Origin of the sequence: Paraburkholderia sp. NMBU_R16, from assembly GCF_013282575.1 — a bacterium.
GTDB lineage: Bacteria > Pseudomonadota > Gammaproteobacteria > Burkholderiales > Burkholderiaceae > Trinickia.
On the sequence record NZ_JAAAYE010000003.1, the window covers coordinates 93,792 to 112,384 of the forward strand.

The window sequence follows — 18,593 nt, forward strand, 5'->3', positions numbered from 1 at the left end:
TCCGCTTCGCATCGCCATGTCCGACATCGCCCGCCATCTCGACGCCGTCCATCGCCGCATCGTGCAGGCTGCACGAGCGGCCGGCCGCGACAGCGCATCCGTCCGACTGCTAGCCGTTTCGAAGACATTTCCCGCCGAGGACGTGCGCACCGCATTTGCAGCAGGCCAACGCGCGTTCGGCGAGAACTACGTGCAGGAGGCCATCGGCAAAATCGAGGCGCTCGCCGAGCTGCGCACCGATCTCGAATGGCATTTCATCGGCCCGCTGCAATCGAACAAGACGCGCCCCGTCGCCGAGCATTTCGACTGGGTCCATTCAGTCGACCGTCTCAAGATCGCGCAACGGCTTTCCGAGCAGCGCCCCGACTCGCTGCCTGCACTCAACGTCTGCCTGCAAGTCAACGTGAGCGGGGAAGCATCGAAAAGCGGCGTATCGCCCGCCGACGCATCGGCACTCGCGCACGAGATCGCCGCGTTACCGCGGCTGACGCTACGCGGCCTGATGGCGATCCCCGAACCGGCGGCCGATCCCGATGCGCAACGCGTGCCGCACCGCGTCCTGCGCGCGCTGTTCGACGATTTACGCGCGGAAGGTCTCGCACTCGATACGCTCTCGATGGGTATGTCGGCCGATCTCGAGGCGGCCGTGCTCGAAGGCGCGACGCTCGTGCGGATCGGTACCGCCATCTTCGGTGCCCGCGACTACGCCCACTGACTCTTCCTACAGCACGAACCATCCACCATGAAAATCGCATTCATCGGCGGCGGCAACATGGCCGCGGCATTGATCGGCGGCCTCGTCAAACGTGGCACCGCGGCCTCGGAGCTCTACGCCATCGATCCCAACGAAGACGCGCGCGCCCGCATCCACGCGCAGTTCGGCGTCAAGACCGGCGCGGCAGCCGACACCGCATTGCGCGACTATGACGCCATCGTGCTCGCCGTCAAACCGCAAGTGATGAAAAGCGTCGCGGCGGCCCTGGCGCCGCAGCTGGCGACGCAGCTCGTCGTCAGCATCGCAGCCGGGATTCGTGGGTCAGACATTGCACGTTGGCTCGACGGCTACACGCGCATCGTCCGTGCGATGCCGAATACGCCGGCGCTGATCGGCATGGGCGTCACGGGCCTCGTCGCGCTGCCGGGCGTCGATGCCGCTGGGCGCTCGCTCGCGTCCGATGTGCTGGGTGCGGTCGGCGACACGGTATGGTTCGACGACGAAGCGAAAATCGATGCGGTCACGGCCATCTCGGGCAGCGGTCCCGCCTACGTCTTCTATTTCATCGAGGCGTTGCAAGAGGCCGCGCGCCAATTGGGGCTCGGCGACGAAGAAGGCCGCGCGCTCGCGCTCGCGACGTTCGCGGGCGCGGCACAGCTCGCGGTGCAGTCGGACGAGGCCGCCAGCGTGCTGCGCGAGCGCGTTACGTCGAAAGGCGGCACGACGGCCGCGGCCCTCGCCTCGTTCGAGGCGCAAGGCGTCAAGGCGGCGATCGTCAAGGGTGTACTCGCCGCCGACGCGCGCGCGAAGGAAATGGGCGACGAACTCGGCAAGCAGTGAGCTGCTGCCGAATCGATGCAATCTGCAAGAAAGTAGTGGTTCGCGAGTCCCGCCTCAGCGGCGGGACGATCGCCGCGCTATAGGCCGGCGATGACGTACTGCGCGGCGATCCCCGCGAAAAGCGCGCCGCCAAGCCAGTTGTTGTGAAGAAACGCCGCGAAACAGGCCATGCGCTCGCGCTCGCGGATGAGTGTGTAGTGATAGCCGGCGCAGCCGAGCGCGACCGCCCAGCCTACCCAAAACGGCCAGCCGAAACCGAGCGCCGCGCCAATCGCTGCATAGATGCCGAACACGGCGGCATAACACAGCATGACGGCAGCGACATCGAAGCGGCCGAACGTGATCGCCGAAGTGCGAATGCCGATCTTCAGATCGTCATCGCGATCGACCATGGCGTACTCGGTATCGTAAGCCACCGCCCAGAACACGTTGGCCAGCAGCATGATCCAGGCGAGCATCGGGACGCGGTCCTGAATGGCCGCAAATGCCATCGGAATGCCGAAACCGAACGCGATGCCCAGATACGCCTGCGGGATCGCGAAAAAGCGCTTCATGAATGGATACGAGCCCGCCACGAACAGCGCGACGACCGACAACGCTTTCGTCAGTCCATTGAGCGGCAGGATCAGCAAAAACGAAACGACCGACAGCACGGCCGCAATCGCCAGCGCTTCCCACGCCTGGATCTTGCCCGAAGTCAGCGGCCGGTTCTCGGTGCGTTTCACGTAGCGATCGAAATCGCGGTCGGCGTAGTCGTTGATCGCGCACCCGGCCGAGCGCATGAGCACGGTGCCCAATGCGAAGATGACGATCAGCGACGGCGCGGGATGCCCGCCCGAAGCGATCCAGAGCGCGTTCAATGTCGGCCAGAGCAGCAGCAGACTGCCGATCGGCTTGTCCATGCGGATCAAGCGCAGATAAAGCGGAAAGCGGGCAAACATCGGTGCGGACATCGCGTGGGCGGGACTGACTGAAACTGAGATGCCGCTATTTTAAGGCTGAAAATCGGCTGCCGAATGCAAACGGGACGCCCGAACAGCGGCGTCCCGTTTTTACGTGCGGTGAGGTGGCCGGCGGGTGCCACCGACGTTGCCTCAGGCGAGCATGGCACGCAACATCCAGGCGGTTTTCTCGTGCGTCTGCATACGCTGTGTCAGCAAATCGGCCGTGGGTTCGTCGTGCGCCGCATCCGTCGTCGGAAAAATCGCGCGGGCGGTACGCACCACCGCTTCCTGCCCTTCGACCAGTTGGCGAATCATCTCTTCCGCGCTCGGCACGCCATCGGCCTCGGGAATCGACGACAGCTTCGCGAATTCCTTGTAGCTCCCCGGCGCGGGCACACCCAGCGCACGAATCCGCTCGGCGATCGCATCGACCGCCAGCGCGAGTTCGGTGTACTGCGTCTCGAACATGAGGTGCAGCGTATTGAACATCGGCCCCGTCACGTTCCAATGGAAGTTGTGCGTCTTCAGATAGAGCGTGTAGGTATCGGCGAGCAGGCGCGAAAGCCCCTCGGCGATTTTCTTGCGGTCTTTGTCGTTGATGCCGATGTCGATCTGCGATGCGGTGTTTTTCTTTGCCATGGCTGTTCCTTGCAAGAGAGATGCGAACGGTGCGAGACGGCAGATGTGCTGCGCCAACCGAAGGCGCTCGTGCTTCCCGCATCGGGCGAGCGCCAGTGTAGCCCACTCGAACGTTGCGGCGCCACCTTGGGCGGGAGCCACCTTGGCGGGCCCCGCATTCGGCATCGCTCGACGTCCTTACTTCGCCCGCGCCGCGCGCCGGCGCTCGATCGCAGCGGCCACGCCCGCGCCGTAGGCCGGGTCGGCACGCGAGAAGTGCTCGAGCTGGCGAGCGACGATATCCTCGGGCACGCCGTCGATGTGGCCCGCGATGGTTTCGAACAGTCGCGCGCGCTGGCCCTCGTCGAACAAACGAAAGAGCGCGCCCGGCTGGCTGTAGTAGTCGTCGTCCTCGCGGTGATCGTAACGGTCGATCGCGCCGGCCGCGAGCGGCGGCTCGAGGGCGCTGCGATCCTGCGCGAACTCGCCGAAGCGGCTCGGTTCGTAGTTCGGCGTGCCGCCGAGATTGCCGTCGGTACGCATGGCGCCGTCACGATGAAACGCGTGAAACGGGCACTTCGGCGCATTGACGGGAATCTGATGATGATTGACCCCGAGCCGGTAGCGCTGCGCATCGCCGTACGAGAAAAGACGCCCCTGCAGCAGGCGGTCCGGAGAAAACCCGATGCCGGGCACCACGTTGGCCGGCGTGAACGCCGCCTGCTCGACATCGGAAAAGTAGTTCGCGGCATTGCGGTTGAGCTCGATCGTGCCGACATCGATGAGCGGATAGTCCTTATGCGGCCACACTTTGGTGATGTCGAAGGGATTGACGGCGTACCGCGCGGCATCGGCCTCGGGCATGACCTGCACGCGCAAGTGCCACTTCGGGAACTCGCCGCGATCGATACTCGAGACGAGATCGCGCTGCGCGCTCTCGCGATCGCCCGCGATGACGGCGGCGGCTTCCTCGTTCGTCAGGTTTTCGACGCCCTGCGCGGACTTGAAATGGAACTTGACCCAGAACCGCTCGCCCGCCGCGTTGATGAACGAAAACGTATGCGAGCCGAATCCGTGCTGCTGCCGATAGTTCTTCGGAATCCCGCGGTCGCTCATCAAAATCGTGACCTGGTGCAGCGATTCGGGATGGCGCGACCAGAAATCCCACGCCGCTATGTTGCTGCGCAGGTTCGTGTACGGGTCGCGTTTTTGCGAGTGGATGAAATCGGGAAACTTGAGCGGATCGCGTATGAAAAAGACCGGCGTGTTATTGCCGACGACGTCCCAATTGCCCTCGTCGGTGTAGAACTTGATCGAAAAGCCCCGCACGTCGCGCTCGGCATCGGCGGCACCCCGCTCGCCTGCCACGGTCGAGAAACGGATGAACAACGGCGTTTGCTTGCCAAGCTCCGAGAACACGGCCGCTTTCGTATAGCGCGTGATGTCATGCGTCACCGTGAACGTGCCGAATGCGCCCGAGCCTTTGGCGTGAACACGCCGCTCGGGAATCACCTCGCGATCGAAATGCGCGAGCTTTTCGAGCAGCCAGACGTCCTGCAATGCGATCGGGCCGCGTGGCCCCGCTGTCATCGAGTTCTGGTTGTCGGCGACGGGCGCGCCTGCGGCTGTGGTGAGCTTGCTGTCGGACATAGCGGTTCCTTGGGTCGAGAGGGAGTCAGCGGCAAATCGCTGCGATCCATGGAACCGAGCATATAGATAGCTATCGACAACATCAAATTAATAGATTCAATCTATTCGATAGGGACTAAAAAACGAGGCGGCAGGGCTCGCCCCGTCGTTTCAGTTCACCACGGCCGGCAGATCGAGCTTGTTGACGCCGGGCAAGTCGCAGGCGGCAATCGCTTCGCTGATCGCATCGATGGCCGGCATGCGCGTGAAGCTCTTGCGCCACGCCAGCACGACGCGCCGATCGGGCACGGGTTCGTCGAAGGGCACATAGCTGAGCAGACCGGCATCGGGCCCGCCTGCGTGCACCTTCACCTCGGTCACCGACATCCGCGGCAACACGGTAATGCCGACGCCGCTGGCCACCATATGGCGGATCGTTTCGAGCGAGGAGCCTTCGAACGTCTTCTGGATGCCGTCGGCCGTCTGCGAAAATCGCATGAGTTCGGGGCATACGCCGAGGACATGGTCACGAAAGCAATGTCCGTTGCCGAGCAATAGCATCGTTTCATGCTTGAGGTCGTCGGCGTCGATCTTCTTGCGCGACTCCCATGCGTGGCCGGACGGAAGCGCGACGACGAACGGCTCGTCGTAAAGCGGCCGGACCATGAGGCCCGTTTCGGGAAACGGCAGCGCCATGATCGCCACGTCGATCTCGCCTTGCTTCAGCAGTTCGATGAGCTTGAGCGTGTAGTTCTCCTGCAGCATCAGCGGCATCTGCGGCACACGCTTGATCATCTGCTTGACGAGCGTCGGCAGTAGATACGGCCCGATCGTATAGATGACGCCGAGCCGCAGCGGCCCCACGAGCGGGTCCTTTCCCTGTTTGGCGATTTCCTTGATCGCGAGCGTCTGTTCGAGCACCCGTTGCGCCTGGGTGACGATCTGCTCGCCGATCGGCGTCACGCTGACTTCGCTCGTTCCGCGCTCGAAAATCTGCACGTTGAGCTCGTCCTCGAGCTTTTTGATCGCGACGGACAGCGTCGGCTGACTGACGAAGCACGCCTCGGCAGCGCGCCCGAAGTGTCGCTCGCGGGCTACCGCCACGATGTATTTCAGTTCAGTGAGCGTCATTGGGGGACAATCAAAACTTGGGAGTTGATAGGTTTAAGTTATACACCCGTCGCGCGAATTCGCCAACCGTATAAGCCCCAGTTCGGGCCGAGTCCCATTCGCCCTGCCTTTGCACAGCCCGTTCAGGCCTTCAGGTACTGCTCGCGCCCGCCGAGCCAGCGCGCCAGATGCGCCGCCACGACATCGGGGTACTCGGCGACGAGCCGTGCCGCGGCTTCACGGGCGGGCTCGATCAGCCACGCGTCGTTTTGCAGATCGGCAAAGCGCAGCATCGCCGCGCCGGACTGCCGCGCGCCGAGAAATTCGCCAGGCCCCCGGATTTCGAGGTCCCGGCGCGCGATCTCGAAACCATCCGTCGTTTCGCGCATCGTCTTCAGCCGCGCGCGCGCCGTCAGCGAAAGCGGCCCGCCATAGAGCAGCACGCAGACCGAGGCGGTGCTGCCGCGCCCCACCCGCCCGCGCAATTGGTGCAGTTGAGCGAGGCCGAACCGTTCGGCGTGCTCGATCACCATCAACGACGCGTTGGGCACATCGACACCCACTTCGATCACGGTGGTCGCCACGAGCAATTGGACTTCGTTGCCGGCGAATGCCTCCATCACGGCCGCCTTTTCGACGGGCGGCAGCCTGCCGTGCACGAGGCCGACGCGCAACTCGGGCAGCGCCGCCGCCAGTTTCTCGAACGTTTCGACCGCCGTTTGCAGTTGCAGCGTCTCGCTTTCCTCGATGAGCGGGCACACCCAATAGACCTGCCGCCCGGTCAGCGCCGCTTCGCGCACCCGCGCGACGACCTCGTCGCGGCGCGTGTCGGAAACGAGCTTGGTGACGATCGGCGTGCGACCCGGCGGCAGCTCGTCGATCGTCGAGACATCGAGATCGGCGTAGTAGGTCATCGCCAGCGTGCGCGGGATCGGCGTCGCCGACATCATGAGCTGATGCGGCTGGAAATCGCTGGCCCCGTCCGCAGCCCGATGCGCCTTCGCCCGCAGCGCAAGCCGTTGGGCGACGCCGAAGCGGTGCTGCTCGTCGACGATCACGAGCCCGAGCCGCGCGAATTCCACGGTTTCCTGGATCATCGCGTGCGTGCCGATGACGAGCTGCGCCGTGCCGCTGGCCGCGGCCTCGAGCGCCGCCCGTTTCTCTTTCGTCTTCAGGCTGCCGGCGAGCCACGCCACGGTGACCCCGAGCGGCTCGAGCCAGCCGCGCAGCTTGCGGGCGTGCTGCTCGGCGAGGATTTCCGTGGGCGCCATCATCGCCGCCTGGTAGCCGGCATCGATCGCCTGCGCGGCTGCCAGCGCCGCAACGACGGTCTTCCCGCTGCCGACATCGCCCTGCAAGAGCCGCTGCATCGGGTGCGGGGCGGCCAGATCGGCCGAAATCTCGGCGACGACGCGCGTTTGGGCACCGGTCAGCGCGAACGGCAGCGCTGCCCGCAAGCGGGCACTGAGTGTCTGCGCGGCGGCTTGCGCGCCGTTCGACGCAGCAGGCATCGGCGGGGCCGTGCGGCGACGCCGCTCTTCGTGGGCTCGTTTGAGCGAGAGCTGCTGAGCGAGGAGTTCGTCGAATTTGATCCGTGTCCATGCCGGATGCGTACCGTCGATCAATGCCGCTTCGTCGGCGTCCGCGCTCGGATGATGAAGCGTGCGCACGGCCTCGGCGAGGGGGGGCAAGCCGAGCCGGCGGACGTAGGCGTGCCCGAGCGGCTCGGGCAGCAGTTCCGGCAACGGCGTGCGTGCCACCGCATTGTCGATGGCCTTGCGCAAGTAAGCCTGCGAGACGCCGGCCGTGCTCGGATAAACGGGTGTCAGCGCCTGCGGCAGCGGCGTATCGGTGTCGACGGGACGCACGCTCGGGTGCACCATCTCGAGCCCGAAAAAACCGCCGCGCACATCGCCGCGTACGCGCAAGCGCTCGCCGACGGCCATCTGCTTGACTTGCGAGCCGTAAAAGTTCAGAAAGCGCAGAATCAGTTCGTCGCCCGCGTCGTCCCGCAGCTTCACGAGCAACTGCCGCCGCGGGCGGTAAGCGATCTCGTTGTCGAACACGACGCCTTCGGTCTGCGCCGTCTCCCCGGGCAGCAGTTCGCCGATCGGCGTGAGCGACGTTTCGTCCTCGTAGCGCATCGGCAAGTGCAAGACGAGATCGATGTCGCGCGTGAGACCGAGCTTGGCGAGCTTGTCGGCCGTCTTGGCCACCTTGACCTTGGCCGCCTTCGCGGCCTTGTGCGGGTTCTCCACGACGGGTTCGGCCGCGGGAACGTCGTCCGACGGATCGGGCAGGTGCGGGCGTGGCAAGGGCATCGGTCCTCTTCGCAAGTACAATATCGGCTTTATCGCATGTAAAACCGCGTGCCGGCTATGCAGCCGGACCGGGCATTCGCGATGTTTCGCGATCATAGCGGCTCGCACGTCTGTCGGGCCGCGCCGCATCAGGCCGACCAACGCAGCATGTTCACGCTTTCCGATTTCGATTTCAATCTGCCGCCCGAACTCATCGCACAGCAGGCGCTGCCTGAACGCAGCGCGAGCCGTCTGCTCGAGGTGGATACCGTGGCTACCCCGGCACGCCTCGTCGATCGCCGCTTCCTCGAGTTGCCCGAGTGCCTCTCGGCCGGCGATCTGCTCGTCTTCAACGATACGAAAGTGCTCAAGGCACGGTTTTTCGGGCAAAAGGCCAGCGGGGGAAGAATCGAAGTGCTGATCGAGCGCGTGACGGGCGAACGCTCGGCCCTCGCGCAGATCCGCGCAAGCAAAAGCCCCGCGCCGGGCACGATCCTGCGGCTCGCCGACGCGTTCGACGTCACGGTCGGCGAGCGTGTCGAACCGTTTTACACGCTGCATTTTCCCGAGAGCTGTCTCGATTTGATCGAGCGCCACGGCCGCCTGCCGCTGCCGCCTTACATCGAGCACGATCCGGACGCGACCGACGAGACCCGCTACCAGACCGTCTTTGCGCAACATCCGGGTGCCGTCGCCGCGCCGACGGCCGGACTGCATTTCGACGACGACGTGCTCGCCCGGCTCGACGCGCGCGGCGTCAGGCGCGCGACGCTGACGCTGCACGTGGGCGCCGGCACGTTCCAGCCCGTGCGCGTGGAGAACATCGCCGAACACAAGATGCACAGCGAGTGGTACCAATTGCCGGAGACGCTCGTCGATGCGATCGCCGAGACGCGTGCGCGCGGCGGCCGTATCGTGGCGGTAGGCACGACGTCGATGCGTGCGCTCGAAGCGGCCGCGCGCGACGCCGAAGCGGCAGGCCGGCCGCTCGCGGCAACCTCGGCCGAAACCGATATTTTCATCACGCCCGGCTACCGGTTTCGCATCGTGGATCGGCTCGTGACCAATTTCCATTTGCCGAAGTCGACGCTGCTGATGCTCGTGTCCGCGTTCGCCGGGGTCGAGACCATCCGCACGGCCTATCGGCACGCGATCGAAGCCCGCTACCGGTTCTTCAGCTATGGCGATGCGATGCTGCTCACGCGCCGCGATGACTGATGCACCGGCGCGCCGCTCGAAAACGGCGCGCGCAGCCTTTTCCCGGAGTCATGCATGACAGAAGGTCTCACTCACGAACATCCAGCCGGCGAGGCGCCGCCCGCGGGGCTCGCGTTCGAGCTGCTCGCCACCGATGGGCAGGCGCGGCGGGGGCGCCTAACCCTGAATCACGGCGTCGTCGAGACGCCGATCTTCATGCCGGTGGGCACCTATGGCACCGTCAAGGCGATCGCCCCGCGCGAACTCGAGGAAATCGAGGCGCGGATCGTGCTCGGCAACACGTTTCACCTCTGGCTGCGTCCGGGGCTCGAGACGATTGCGGCGCACGGCGGCCTGCACGCCTTCATGGGCTGGCGGCGCCCGATCCTCACCGATTCGGGCGGCTTCCAGGTCTTTTCGCTCGGCGAGCTGCGCAAGATCACGGAAGATGGCGTTACGTTCGCGTCGCCGATCAACGGCGACAAGCTTTTTCTGTCGCCGGAAGTGTCGATGCAGATTCAGAAGGTCTTGAATTCGGACATCGTCATGCAGTTCGACGAGTGCACGCCTTACGCCACCGACGGCGTACCGACGTCGCACGCAGACGCCGCGGCGTCGATGCGCATGTCGCTGCGCTGGGCAAAACGTTCGATCGATGAATTCGCGCGCCTCGGCAACCCGAATGCGTTATTCGGCATCGTGCAAGGCGGCATGTACGAAGATTTGCGCGACGAATCGCTCGCGGGGCTGGCCGAGATCGATTTTCACGGCTTTGCGGTGGGCGGACTGTCCGTCGGCGAGCCCAAGGAAGAGATGATGCGCGTGCTCGAGCACGTCGGCCCGCGCCTGCCCGCCGACAAGCCGCATTATCTGATGGGCGTCGGCACGCCCGAGGACCTCGTGGCGGGCGTCGCGTCGGGGATCGACATGTTCGATTGCGTCATGCCCACGCGCAACGCGCGCAACGGCTGGCTCTTCACGCGCTTTGGCGACATCAAGATCCGCAACGCGACGCACAAGAATTCGCTTCGCCCCCTCGACGAATCGTGCGCGTGTTATACCTGCCGGAACTTCACGCGCGGCTATTTGCATCATCTACACCGGGTAGGGGAAATTCTGGGCGCCCAGCTCAATACGATCCACAATCTGCATTACTACCTGGAACTGATGCGCGAAATGCGCGAAGCCATCGAAACTCGAACTTTCGACGCTTTTCGGATGCGATTCGCCGAGGAGCGCGCAAGGGGCGTCGATTAGCGGCGCGGCTCGCGGGTCCCAATCCCGCGCCGCCCCGCCGTCGCCTCGAGCGGCGGTGGTAAAATACGCGGCCTTTTTTTCGATCTCTCAGATCGTTCCGATCGTACTTACGGAGAATTAAACGTGTCCTTGATTTCCAACGCATTCGCGCAAGGCGGAACCGGCGGCGGCGCCGAGTCGAGCCTGATGAGCTTTTTGCCGCTCATCCTCATGTTCGCGGTGCTCTATTTCATCATGATCCGCCCGCAGATGAAGCGCCAGAAAGAGCACCGCAACATGCTCTCGGCGATGGCCAAGGGCGACGAAGTCGTGACCACGGGCGGCGTCGTCGGCAAAGTGACGAAGGTGGGCGACGCCTATGTCGGCGTCGAGATCGCCGAAGGCACCGAAATCGTCGTCCAGAAGGCCGCCGTCACCACGATTCTCCCGAAAGGCACGATCAAGTCGCTTTGACGCGCCGCAGCGCAGGCGAAACGCGCGGCTCATCGGGCGCCGCGCGCTCGTCGCCCAGCCTCGACGCCGCTTCGTACCGCGCCTTTACGCCCACTTCCGTTCGGCCCATCCCATGAATCGTTACCCCCTTTGGAAATATGTCGTGATGGCCGTGGCGCTTGCCATCGGCCTTCTGTACACATTGCCCAACTTCTACGGCGAAGCACCCGCGGTGCAGGTGCTGAGCGGCAAGGCAACCGTCAAACTCGATTCGTCCACGCTCTCGCAAGTCGAAGCCGCGCTCGCCGCGAACGGAATCAAGCCCGACGACGTCACGTTCGATAACGGCGCGACCAATGCGAACATCCGCGTGCGCGTCAAGGACACGGACACGCAGCTGCATGTGAAAGACGCGCTGCAAAAAGCATTGAACCCCGATCCGTCCGATCCGCAGTTCATCGTCGCGCTCAATCTGCAAAGCGCCTCGCCGCGCTGGCTGACCGCGCTGCACGCGTTGCCGATGTATCTCGGCCTCGATTTGCGCGGCGGCGTGCACTTCCTCATGCAGATCGACATGGCCGGCGCGCTGAACAAGCGCCTCGATGCGGATGCCTCGGATGCGCGCACCAATTTGCGCGAGGCGAATATCCGCGACGGCGGCGTGAATCGTGTCGGTCAATCGGTCGTCATCCGCTTCGCCGAGGCGAGCGTGGCCGACACGGCGCGCACACAGCTCACGCGCTCGATCCCCGAGTTGCAATGGAACACACGGCCTGCCGCGGACGGCGGCACCGAGCTCGTCGGCGTGTTCTCGCCGGCTCAGGAGCGCAGCGTCGAGGAAGCGGCCGTCAAGCAGAACATCACGACCCTGCATAACCGCGTAAACGAACTCGGCGTGGCGGAACCGGTGATCCAGCAGCAAGGCGCGGACCGCATCGTCGTCGAGCTGCCCGGCGTGCAGGACACCGCCAAGGCGAAGGAGATCATCGGCCGCACGGCGACGCTCGAAGCGCGCCTCGCCGATCCCGTCAACACGCATCCGCAACCGGGCGAAGCGGTCCCGGCCGGCGACGAACTGTTCACCGAAGGCAATCAGGTTCCCGTGCTGCTGCGCAAGCAGATCATTTTCACGGGGGACAGCATCATCGACGCTTCGGCCGGCTTCGACGAACACCAGCGCCCCTCGGTCAATATCCGCCTGAACTCGACGGCGGGCCGCGCGGTGGCAAGCGTCTCGCGCGACAACATCGGCAAGCCGATGGCGATGGTGTTGTTCGAAAAGGGCAAGGGCCAGGTGCTGACGGTCGCGACGATCCAATCCGAGCTCGGCGACCGGTTCCAGATCACGGGCCAGCCGACGCCGCAGGCCGCGGCCGACCTCGCGCTGCTGCTGCGCGCCGGCTCGCTCGCCGCGCCGATGGACATCATCGAAGAACGCACGATCGGCCCGAGCCTCGGCGCCGACAACATCAAGAAAGGCTTCGATTCGGTCGTCTATGGCTTCGCGGCGATCACGGTCTTCATGGTCGCGTACTACTTGTTGTTCGGCGTCGTTTCCGTCATTGGCCTGTCGGTGAACCTGCTGCTGCTCGTTGCCGTCCTCTCGATGCTGCAAGCGACACTGACACTGCCGGGTATCGCGGCTATCGCGCTTGCGCTGGGCATGGCGATCGACTCGAACGTGCTGATCAACGAGCGCGTGCGCGAAGAACTGCGCAACGGCGCGCCGCCTCAGCTCGCGATTCAAAACGGCTATGCGCATGCGTGGGCGACCATCATCGATTCGAACGTGACGACGCTCATCGCCGGTCTCGCGCTGCTCGCGTTCGGCTCGGGCCCCGTGCGGGGCTTCGCCGTCGTGCACTGCATCGGGATTCTGACGTCGATGTTCTCGGCCGTGTTCTTCTCGCGCGGTCTCGTCAACTTCTGGTACGGCGGCAAGAAGAAGCTGAAGTCGCTCGCGATCGGCCAGGTCTGGCGTCCCGCGGGGGCCGGCGCGCCCTACACGGGCGCCGATGCCGAGACCGACACCGCGCAGGCGAGCGCTGCCCTGCCCTCGCCGGGGGCACGCACGCCGGCCAAGGGAAAGGGGGCACGCGAAGGCAAGCCTGTACTGCGCAACCGCGCGCGCGAAGGCGCCAGCGCGCCGCGCAAACCGGGCTCGCCCCGCTAACGGGCCGACCAGGCTCCGGAGAGAAGATCATGGAATTTTTCCGCATCCATAAAGACATTCCGTTCATGCAGCGCGCGTTGATCTTCAACGCGATTTCGTTCCTCACGTTCTTTGCGGCGGTGTTCTTTTTGCTGCACCGTGGGCTGCACTTGTCGGTGGAGTTCACGGGCGGCACCGTGATCGAAGTTCAGTATCCGCAGGCGGTGCAACTCGAGCCCGTGCGCGCGACGCTCGGCACGCTCGGCTACGCCGACGCGCAGGTGCAGACGTTCGGGACTTCGCGTGACGTCATGATCCGCTTGCCGCTGAAGGCCGGGCTGACGTCGTCGCAGCAAAGCACGCAGGTCATGGCTGCTCTCAAGCAGCACGACGCGACCGCGCAATTGCAACGTGTCGAGTTCGTCGGGCCGCAGGTCGGCAAGGAGCTCGCCACTAACGGCCTGCTCGCGCTCGCCTGCGTCGTGACGGGCATCATGATCTACCTGTCGTTCCGGTTCGAATGGAAGTACGCGGTGGCCGGTATCGTCGCGAACCTGCACGACGTCGTCATCATTCTCGGCTTCTTCGCCTTCTTCCAATGGGAGTTCTCGCTATCCGTGCTGGCCGCGGTGCTCGCGGTGCTCGGCTATTCGGTCAACGAGTCGGTCGTGATCTTCGACCGGATTCGCGAGACGTTCCGCCGCGAACGGAAGATGAGCGTCATGGAGGTCATCAATCACGCCATCACGAGCACGATGTCGCGCACGATCATCACGCACGGTTGCACGCAGATGATGGTGCTGTCGATGTTCCTGTTCGGGGGGCCGACGCTGCATTATTTCGCGCTGGCGCTCACGATCGGCATTCTGTTCGGCATCTACTCGTCGGTGTTCGTCGCCGCCGCGCTGGCGATGTGGCTCGGCGTGAAGCGCGAAGACCTGCTCAAGGAAACGCGTGCACGTCACGACCCCAACGATCCGAACGCCGGTGCGGAAGTCTGAGGTTCGGAGCGCCGGGTAATATCAAGAACGCGCGGCTCGTCTGAGCCGCGCGTTTTTTCTGGTACACGCGGCATCCGCGTTCAGTCCCGCCGCTCGGGATACCAGGTCAGCTCGAACGCTTCCTTTTCGATCAGGCGCATGTCGGCCAAGTCCTGAACGGATTGGACGATATAGCCCGACTGGCAGTATTGCCACTGCCCCCACGGCGCCTGGAACATGGCTGGAGCCGTCAGTTCGATGGCGCGGATGCGCACGCCGGGCTTCGGGCGATACTGCGTCGGATCGTTGGGGTCCTCCTCGTAAAGCCCCCAGAAATCCGCCGGTACATATCGCTCTCCGAACGGGCCCGTGACGATGGCATCGCCCGCTCTGGCGGTCTTCGACGTCTCCTTCTTTCCCTTGATGATGGTGTCCACGACTTGCGTTGTCGTCGCGAATTCGACGTTCTCTTTCTTGATCGGTCGACGCAGATAGACGGGGGCGCTCGAGAAATCGAACGTCGCGGCCGTCACTTCGGAATACGAGATTCCGGCGACAGCGCGACGCCAAGGTTCGTAAAGCGGCGCAGTCATACGGGCACGCCATCGCGCCTCGGCAGCTTGAAAAAACTTCGCGTGCACCCACCGCCCCTGATGGCCGTCGGCCGACCCCAAGGGAGCCAACTCCGGGGAAACTCTGCCAAGGCTACGCGAGCGGCCTTCGCTGCCCATACCTACTGGATCGACGATCTCCAGCCATGAATAGGGTTGGGCGAAAGGGGCCAAACGCGCAGACAGTGGCATGGTCGATCTTCGGCAGGTTGGATGACGGGGACTGATGTTGCCCCGACATCCAGCTCACGCGTTCGACGCGCCCGAAGTCCCAGACAGCGGTGCGAACGTCCCGGCGACCATGAATCGAGCGCCTTCATTCACCGCAAGCCAAGCACCCGCCGCGCCGCGATGAGCGCCGCAAAACTCACCGCCGCCGCGAACATGAGGTAAAAGCTCGGCGCGATCTTGTCGCCCGTTGCCCGGATCAGCCAGGCAATGATGAACGGGCCGAACCCGCCGAAAATCGTGACAGCGATGTTATAGGCGAGCGACATGCCCGTCGTACGCGTCGCCACGGGGAAGAGCACCGACAGCAGCCCCGGCAGCGCCGCGAAGTACGCGGTCATCAGCAATCCGAGGCCGATCTGCACGGCGATCAGCACACCGGCCGTCGGTCGCGCCACGAGCCATGCGAAGGCCGGATAAGCCAGCAGAAGCATGAGCACCGCCGCAACCGACATGATGCCCGTGCGCCCGTAGCGGTCGGACAGATGACCGACGAACGGCGAGCCGATCATCTGGATGGCGCCGGTCAGCACGATGGCGGCAAACGAGATCGACGGCGAAAGTTTCAGCTGCTGCACCCCGTAAGTCGGCATGAACAACACGAGATACGTCGAGACCGTGCCGAGCACCACGATGCCGATCGCCACCGCCAACCGCGTCTTATGCTCGGCGAACGTATCGGCAAGCGGCGTGCGCGTCGTCTCGGCCGCCAGAAACTCGGGCGTCTCGTCGACGTTGGAGCGGATGTAATAGGCGATCGGCCCGAGCAGCAGGCCGAAGACGAACGGCACGCGCCACCCCCAGCTCGACAACTGCTCGTGCGTGAGCGTGCCCGTGAGCACTGCTCCGAATACCGCGGCCAGGACTGTGGTGAGGCCTTGGCTCGCCACCTGCCAACTCGCAAAGAATCCGCGCCGCTCGGGCTGGTGTTCGGCCAGAAACGCAGTGGCGCTGCCGAATTCGCCCCCCGCGGAGAAACCCTGCATGAGCCGAGCGAGCACAAGAATGAGCGGGGCCGCCACATCTATGCGTTCGTAGGTCGGCAGCACGGCAATGATTGCGGTGCCGACCATCATGAGCAGGATCGACAGCGTGAGCGCCGCTTTGCGTCCGGCGCGGTCCGCGTAGGCGCCGATGACGACGGCGCCAAGCGGGCGCATAAAAAAGGAAACGCCGAACGTTCCGAGCGTGAGCAGCAGCGAGACGGTTTCATTGCCCGCGGGAAAGAAGAGCCGGGCGATCAGAACGGCAAAGAATCCGTAGACGACGAGATCGAACCACTCGAGTGCGTTGCCGATCGACGTCGCGACGACAGCCCGCCAGACGCCATTGCGCCTCGCGGCCGCGTGTGCGGTCAACGTATCGCCCATGTTTTTGCCTCCTCGGTTGTGTTGTCGGAGCGGTGCCGCGGCAAGTATCTATCGCAAATTTGCGGCGCGCAACGGAGGAGCGGCAGGTGTCGATGCGAAAAAGAAGCCGCCCCGGCTCGATGCGCGAAGCGGCTCGTTCCCTGAGCGCCGGGTCTGAAGCCCGTGCTGAGCGGTTATTGCTGCTTGATACCCTCGGCCTGGATGTGCAGTGCCGTTTCCATCTTGAACCCGTACTTCTTGCCCATATCGATGCCGAATTCGTCGCGATCGAACATCGTGCTGGCCTCGACACCGCAAACCTCGCGCTTGAGCATCGGATGCGGCATGCACTTGAACGAATCGATCTTCAGGTTCACGGGCTTCGTGACGCCGTGCAGCGTCAGCGTGCCGATGACTTCGACGGGCTTGTCGCCGTCGAACTTGATCTCGTTGCCCTTATACGTCGCGGTCGGATATTTCGCGACATCGAAGAACTCGTTGCCGACGAGGTGCTCGTCGAGCTTCTTGTTGCCGGTGTCGATCGAAGCGGCGTCGATCGTGACATTGACCGTGCCCGTCTTCGCTTGACGATCGAGCGTCACCGTGCCGGAGCTTTTCGTGAATTTGCCGCGCCAGACCGAGAGGCCGCCGAAATGATCGGCCGCGAAGGTCGGATAGGTGTGATTCGGATCCAACTGATAAACGTCGGCAGCAAATGCAGCGCCCGAAATCGAGGCGGCGAGTGCCGCGGCGATGAGCAGGTTGGTTTTCATCGATTCTCCTGATGCAAGCCGCCATCCGGGCGGCGTAAGGGTTGATCGTGTACGGCGCAGTTCAGCGCGGCAGGTCAGCTCTTCTTCGCAGCGGCGACGATGTGGAACTTGATGGTGACGTCATCGGCGACGACCGATGTGTCCTTCCACTCGCCGGTCCCGATGTCGAACGTCGAACGCTTGATCGGCAACGCGCCGTCGAAGACCTGTGTGCCGCCTTGTTGGCTCACGGTCACGGGCACGACGACGTTCTGGCTCTTGCCCTTGATCGTCAATTTGCCCGTCACGTTGTACTTGTTGCCGCCTGCCGGCGCGATGGCACTCGAAACGAAGGTCGCGCTCGGATAAGTCTTCGCATCGAACCAGTCCTTGCCGGCTACCTGCTGGTTGTACTCTTTGTCGCCGAGATCGTAGCTCGCCACGTCGATGGTGAATTGGGCGTTGCCCGTCGTCGGCTTGGCCGGATCGAAACTGATTTGCGCCGTGAACTTCGTAAACTTGCCGTCCACGGGCACGTTCATCTGCTTGGAAGTCGCGACGATCGAACTCTTCGCGGCATCGACCTGCGCCTGGGCCATGCCGGCGGCGGCCATGGTCGCCGCGGCGAACGCCGCCAGCATGTAGCGGTAAAACGATGCTTTCATTGTCATTTCCGTTCAGGGATCACTTGAGAAACGGAATCATCCGGGCGAGCAGCTTGTCCCGGTCGATCCATTGATGCTTGAGCGCGGCCGCCACGTGCGCCAGCACGAGAATGCCGAGTCCGTAATCGAGCGTAATATGCGCGGTCTTGAGGATCGCTTTCCACTCGGGGTTCGGATCGATGATGCGAGGCAACGGAATGAGCCCGAGATAGACGACGGGCACGTTCGCGGCCGAGCTATAGAGGTACCCGGTAACGGGGACCGCGATCATCAGCAGGTACAGCAGCCCGTGCACGGCATTCGCAGCCGTGCGCTGCCACGCGCTCATGCGGGACGGCAGCGGTGGCGCCTCGTGCGTCAGGCGCCACAGGATGCGCGCGAGCGCCAACGCGAACACGGTCACGCCAATCCACTTGTGCCACGAAAAATAGCGCAGCTTCTCGGGGGTGAAGCCGGGAATGCGGGTCATGATCCAGCCGATCGCGAATCCGCCCACGATCAAAAGCGCGATCGCCCAGTGAAAGGCGATTGCAATATTCGTGTAGCCGTCTGATCGGGCAAAGGAAGGCTGACGTTTGGTTTGCATGGCAAGGCGTCGAGTGACATGAAAGCGGGCCCGCTACCCGGACACTGATGAAACGGATGTGTCCCGCTTGCTATTCCAACGGGCGCCATCGTACCGCAACCTGAAAATGCGTGCGGGATCGCAAACGGGCTTCTCGCCGGCGACCGCCGCCCACTGCAAAGTGCCCACGCGCCGCTCGGACCGACCTGAATCGTTCGATCGGCGAGCCCGGCCGCGGGACGCGCGGCG

The 18,593-nt window shown here is 64.1% G+C and carries 17 protein-coding genes; 7 read left to right on the plus strand and 10 right to left on the minus strand.

Annotated features, from left to right (window positions below):
- The first annotated feature begins 16 nt into the window (after positions 1–16).
- Both GWC77_RS02230 and proC read left to right on the plus strand, forming a co-directional pair.
- On the plus strand, positions 17–715 hold the full coding sequence (locus GWC77_RS02230; protein WP_173255230.1) for a YggS family pyridoxal phosphate-dependent enzyme: 699 nt from the start codon (positions 17–19) through the stop codon (positions 713–715).
- A 27-nt stretch (positions 716–742) separates the two neighbouring features.
- Complete coding sequence (proC, locus tag GWC77_RS02235) at positions 743–1,555, plus strand: pyrroline-5-carboxylate reductase (protein ID WP_173255231.1); 813 nt, start codon at positions 743–745, stop codon at positions 1,553–1,555.
- A 77-nt stretch (positions 1,556–1,632) separates the two neighbouring features.
- Here the strand turns inward: proC and ubiA are convergent, their stop codons facing one another.
- The 5 genes from ubiA to recG form a co-directional block, all read right to left on the minus strand.
- Complete coding sequence (gene ubiA, locus GWC77_RS02240; protein ID WP_173255327.1) at positions 1,633–2,496, minus strand: 4-hydroxybenzoate octaprenyltransferase; 864 nt, start codon at positions 2,494–2,496, stop codon at positions 1,633–1,635.
- A 153-nt stretch (positions 2,497–2,649) separates the two neighbouring features.
- Entirely contained in the window at positions 2,650–3,138 is a 489-nt protein-coding gene (locus GWC77_RS02245; RefSeq protein WP_173255232.1) for a Dps family protein, read from the minus strand.
- A 177-nt stretch (positions 3,139–3,315) separates the two neighbouring features.
- The gene (locus GWC77_RS02250; protein WP_173255233.1) at positions 3,316–4,767 is read right to left on the minus strand and encodes a catalase; all 1,452 of its coding nucleotides are present in this window, start codon (positions 4,765–4,767) and stop codon (positions 3,316–3,318) included.
- Between the two features lie 150 nt (positions 4,768–4,917).
- Positions 4,918–5,877 carry a hydrogen peroxide-inducible genes activator gene (locus tag GWC77_RS02255; RefSeq protein ID WP_173255234.1) on the minus strand — a complete coding sequence of 320 codons (960 nt, stop codon included), beginning with the start codon at positions 5,875–5,877 and terminating at the stop codon, positions 4,918–4,920.
- A gap of 122 nt (positions 5,878–5,999) precedes the next feature.
- Positions 6,000–8,177: an ATP-dependent DNA helicase RecG gene (gene recG / locus GWC77_RS02260; protein ID WP_173255235.1), complete on the minus strand. Its 2,178-nt coding sequence runs from the start codon at positions 8,175–8,177 to the stop codon at positions 6,000–6,002.
- A gap of 147 nt (positions 8,178–8,324) precedes the next feature.
- On the opposite strand from recG, the gene queA reads away from it, so the two are divergent.
- The 5 genes from queA (at position 8,325) to secF (ending at position 14,195) form a co-directional block, all read left to right on the plus strand.
- Positions 8,325–9,374, plus strand: a complete 1,050-nt coding sequence (queA, locus tag GWC77_RS02265; RefSeq protein WP_173255236.1) for a tRNA preQ1(34) S-adenosylmethionine ribosyltransferase-isomerase QueA — start codon at positions 8,325–8,327, stop codon at positions 9,372–9,374.
- Between the two features lie 54 nt (positions 9,375–9,428).
- The gene (tgt, locus tag GWC77_RS02270; RefSeq protein ID WP_173255237.1) at positions 9,429–10,610 is read left to right on the plus strand and encodes a tRNA guanosine(34) transglycosylase Tgt; all 1,182 of its coding nucleotides are present in this window, start codon (positions 9,429–9,431) and stop codon (positions 10,608–10,610) included.
- Between the two features lie 123 nt (positions 10,611–10,733).
- Complete coding sequence (gene yajC, locus GWC77_RS02275) at positions 10,734–11,063, plus strand: preprotein translocase subunit YajC (RefSeq protein WP_173255238.1); 330 nt, start codon at positions 10,734–10,736, stop codon at positions 11,061–11,063.
- A gap of 112 nt (positions 11,064–11,175) precedes the next feature.
- Positions 11,176–13,215, plus strand: coding sequence for a protein translocase subunit SecD (gene secD, locus GWC77_RS02280; RefSeq protein ID WP_173255239.1), 2,040 nt, complete (start codon positions 11,176–11,178; stop codon positions 13,213–13,215).
- 29 nt (positions 13,216–13,244) lie between these two features.
- Positions 13,245–14,195, plus strand: coding sequence for a protein translocase subunit SecF (secF, locus tag GWC77_RS02285; RefSeq protein ID WP_173255240.1), 951 nt, complete (start codon positions 13,245–13,247; stop codon positions 14,193–14,195).
- 80 nt (positions 14,196–14,275) lie between these two features.
- On the opposite strand, the gene GWC77_RS02290 is transcribed toward secF, so the two are convergent.
- The 5 genes from GWC77_RS02290 to GWC77_RS02310 all read right to left on the minus strand — a co-directional run bounded on the left by GWC77_RS02290 (position 14,276) and on the right by GWC77_RS02310 (position 18,365).
- Complete coding sequence (locus tag GWC77_RS02290; RefSeq protein WP_173255241.1) at positions 14,276–14,767, minus strand: hypothetical protein; 492 nt, start codon at positions 14,765–14,767, stop codon at positions 14,276–14,278.
- Positions 14,768–15,105: 338 nt separating this feature from the next.
- A complete protein-coding gene (locus tag GWC77_RS02295; protein WP_173255242.1) occupies positions 15,106–16,383 on the minus strand; it encodes an MFS transporter in 1,278 nt (425 codons plus the stop codon).
- A 173-nt stretch (positions 16,384–16,556) separates the two neighbouring features.
- Positions 16,557–17,135 carry a YceI family protein gene (locus GWC77_RS02300; RefSeq protein ID WP_173255243.1) on the minus strand — a complete coding sequence of 193 codons (579 nt, stop codon included), beginning with the start codon at positions 17,133–17,135 and terminating at the stop codon, positions 16,557–16,559.
- A gap of 74 nt (positions 17,136–17,209) precedes the next feature.
- Positions 17,210–17,779, minus strand: coding sequence for a YceI family protein (locus tag GWC77_RS02305; RefSeq protein WP_173255244.1), 570 nt, complete (start codon positions 17,777–17,779; stop codon positions 17,210–17,212).
- A 19-nt stretch (positions 17,780–17,798) separates the two neighbouring features.
- Positions 17,799–18,365, minus strand: a complete 567-nt coding sequence (locus GWC77_RS02310; RefSeq protein WP_173255245.1) for a cytochrome b — start codon at positions 18,363–18,365, stop codon at positions 17,799–17,801.
- Between the last annotated feature and the right edge of the window lie 228 nt (positions 18,366–18,593).

Coding starts and splice junctions, on each gene's coding strand:
- recG (WP_173255235.1), bottom strand. CDS start 8,177: ATGCCCTTGCCACGCCCGCACCTGCCCGATCCGTCGGACGACGTTCCC.
- secD (WP_173255239.1), top strand. CDS start 11,176: ATGAATCGTTACCCCCTTTGGAAATATGTCGTGATGGCCGTGGCGCTT.
- GWC77_RS02300 (WP_173255243.1), bottom strand. CDS start 17,135: ATGAAAACCAACCTGCTCATCGCCGCGGCACTCGCCGCCTCGATTTCG.
- GWC77_RS02290 (WP_173255241.1), bottom strand. CDS start 14,767: ATGACTGCGCCGCTTTACGAACCTTGGCGTCGCGCTGTCGCCGGAATC.
- ubiA (WP_173255327.1), bottom strand. CDS start 2,496: ATGTTTGCCCGCTTTCCGCTTTATCTGCGCTTGATCCGCATGGACAAG.
- proC (WP_173255231.1), top strand. CDS start 743: ATGAAAATCGCATTCATCGGCGGCGGCAACATGGCCGCGGCATTGATC.
- GWC77_RS02310 (WP_173255245.1), bottom strand. CDS start 18,365: ATGCAAACCAAACGTCAGCCTTCCTTTGCCCGATCAGACGGCTACACG.
- GWC77_RS02295 (WP_173255242.1), bottom strand. CDS start 16,383: ATGGGCGATACGTTGACCGCACACGCGGCCGCGAGGCGCAATGGCGTC.
- GWC77_RS02245 (WP_173255232.1), bottom strand. CDS start 3,138: ATGGCAAAGAAAAACACCGCATCGCAGATCGACATCGGCATCAACGAC.
- GWC77_RS02255 (WP_173255234.1), bottom strand. CDS start 5,877: ATGACGCTCACTGAACTGAAATACATCGTGGCGGTAGCCCGCGAGCGA.
- GWC77_RS02230 (WP_173255230.1), top strand. CDS start 17: ATGTCCGACATCGCCCGCCATCTCGACGCCGTCCATCGCCGCATCGTG.
- GWC77_RS02250 (WP_173255233.1), bottom strand. CDS start 4,767: ATGTCCGACAGCAAGCTCACCACAGCCGCAGGCGCGCCCGTCGCCGAC.
- queA (WP_173255236.1), top strand. CDS start 8,325: ATGTTCACGCTTTCCGATTTCGATTTCAATCTGCCGCCCGAACTCATC.
- GWC77_RS02305 (WP_173255244.1), bottom strand. CDS start 17,779: ATGAAAGCATCGTTTTACCGCTACATGCTGGCGGCGTTCGCCGCGGCG.
- secF (WP_173255240.1), top strand. CDS start 13,245: ATGGAATTTTTCCGCATCCATAAAGACATTCCGTTCATGCAGCGCGCG.
- tgt (WP_173255237.1), top strand. CDS start 9,429: ATGACAGAAGGTCTCACTCACGAACATCCAGCCGGCGAGGCGCCGCCC.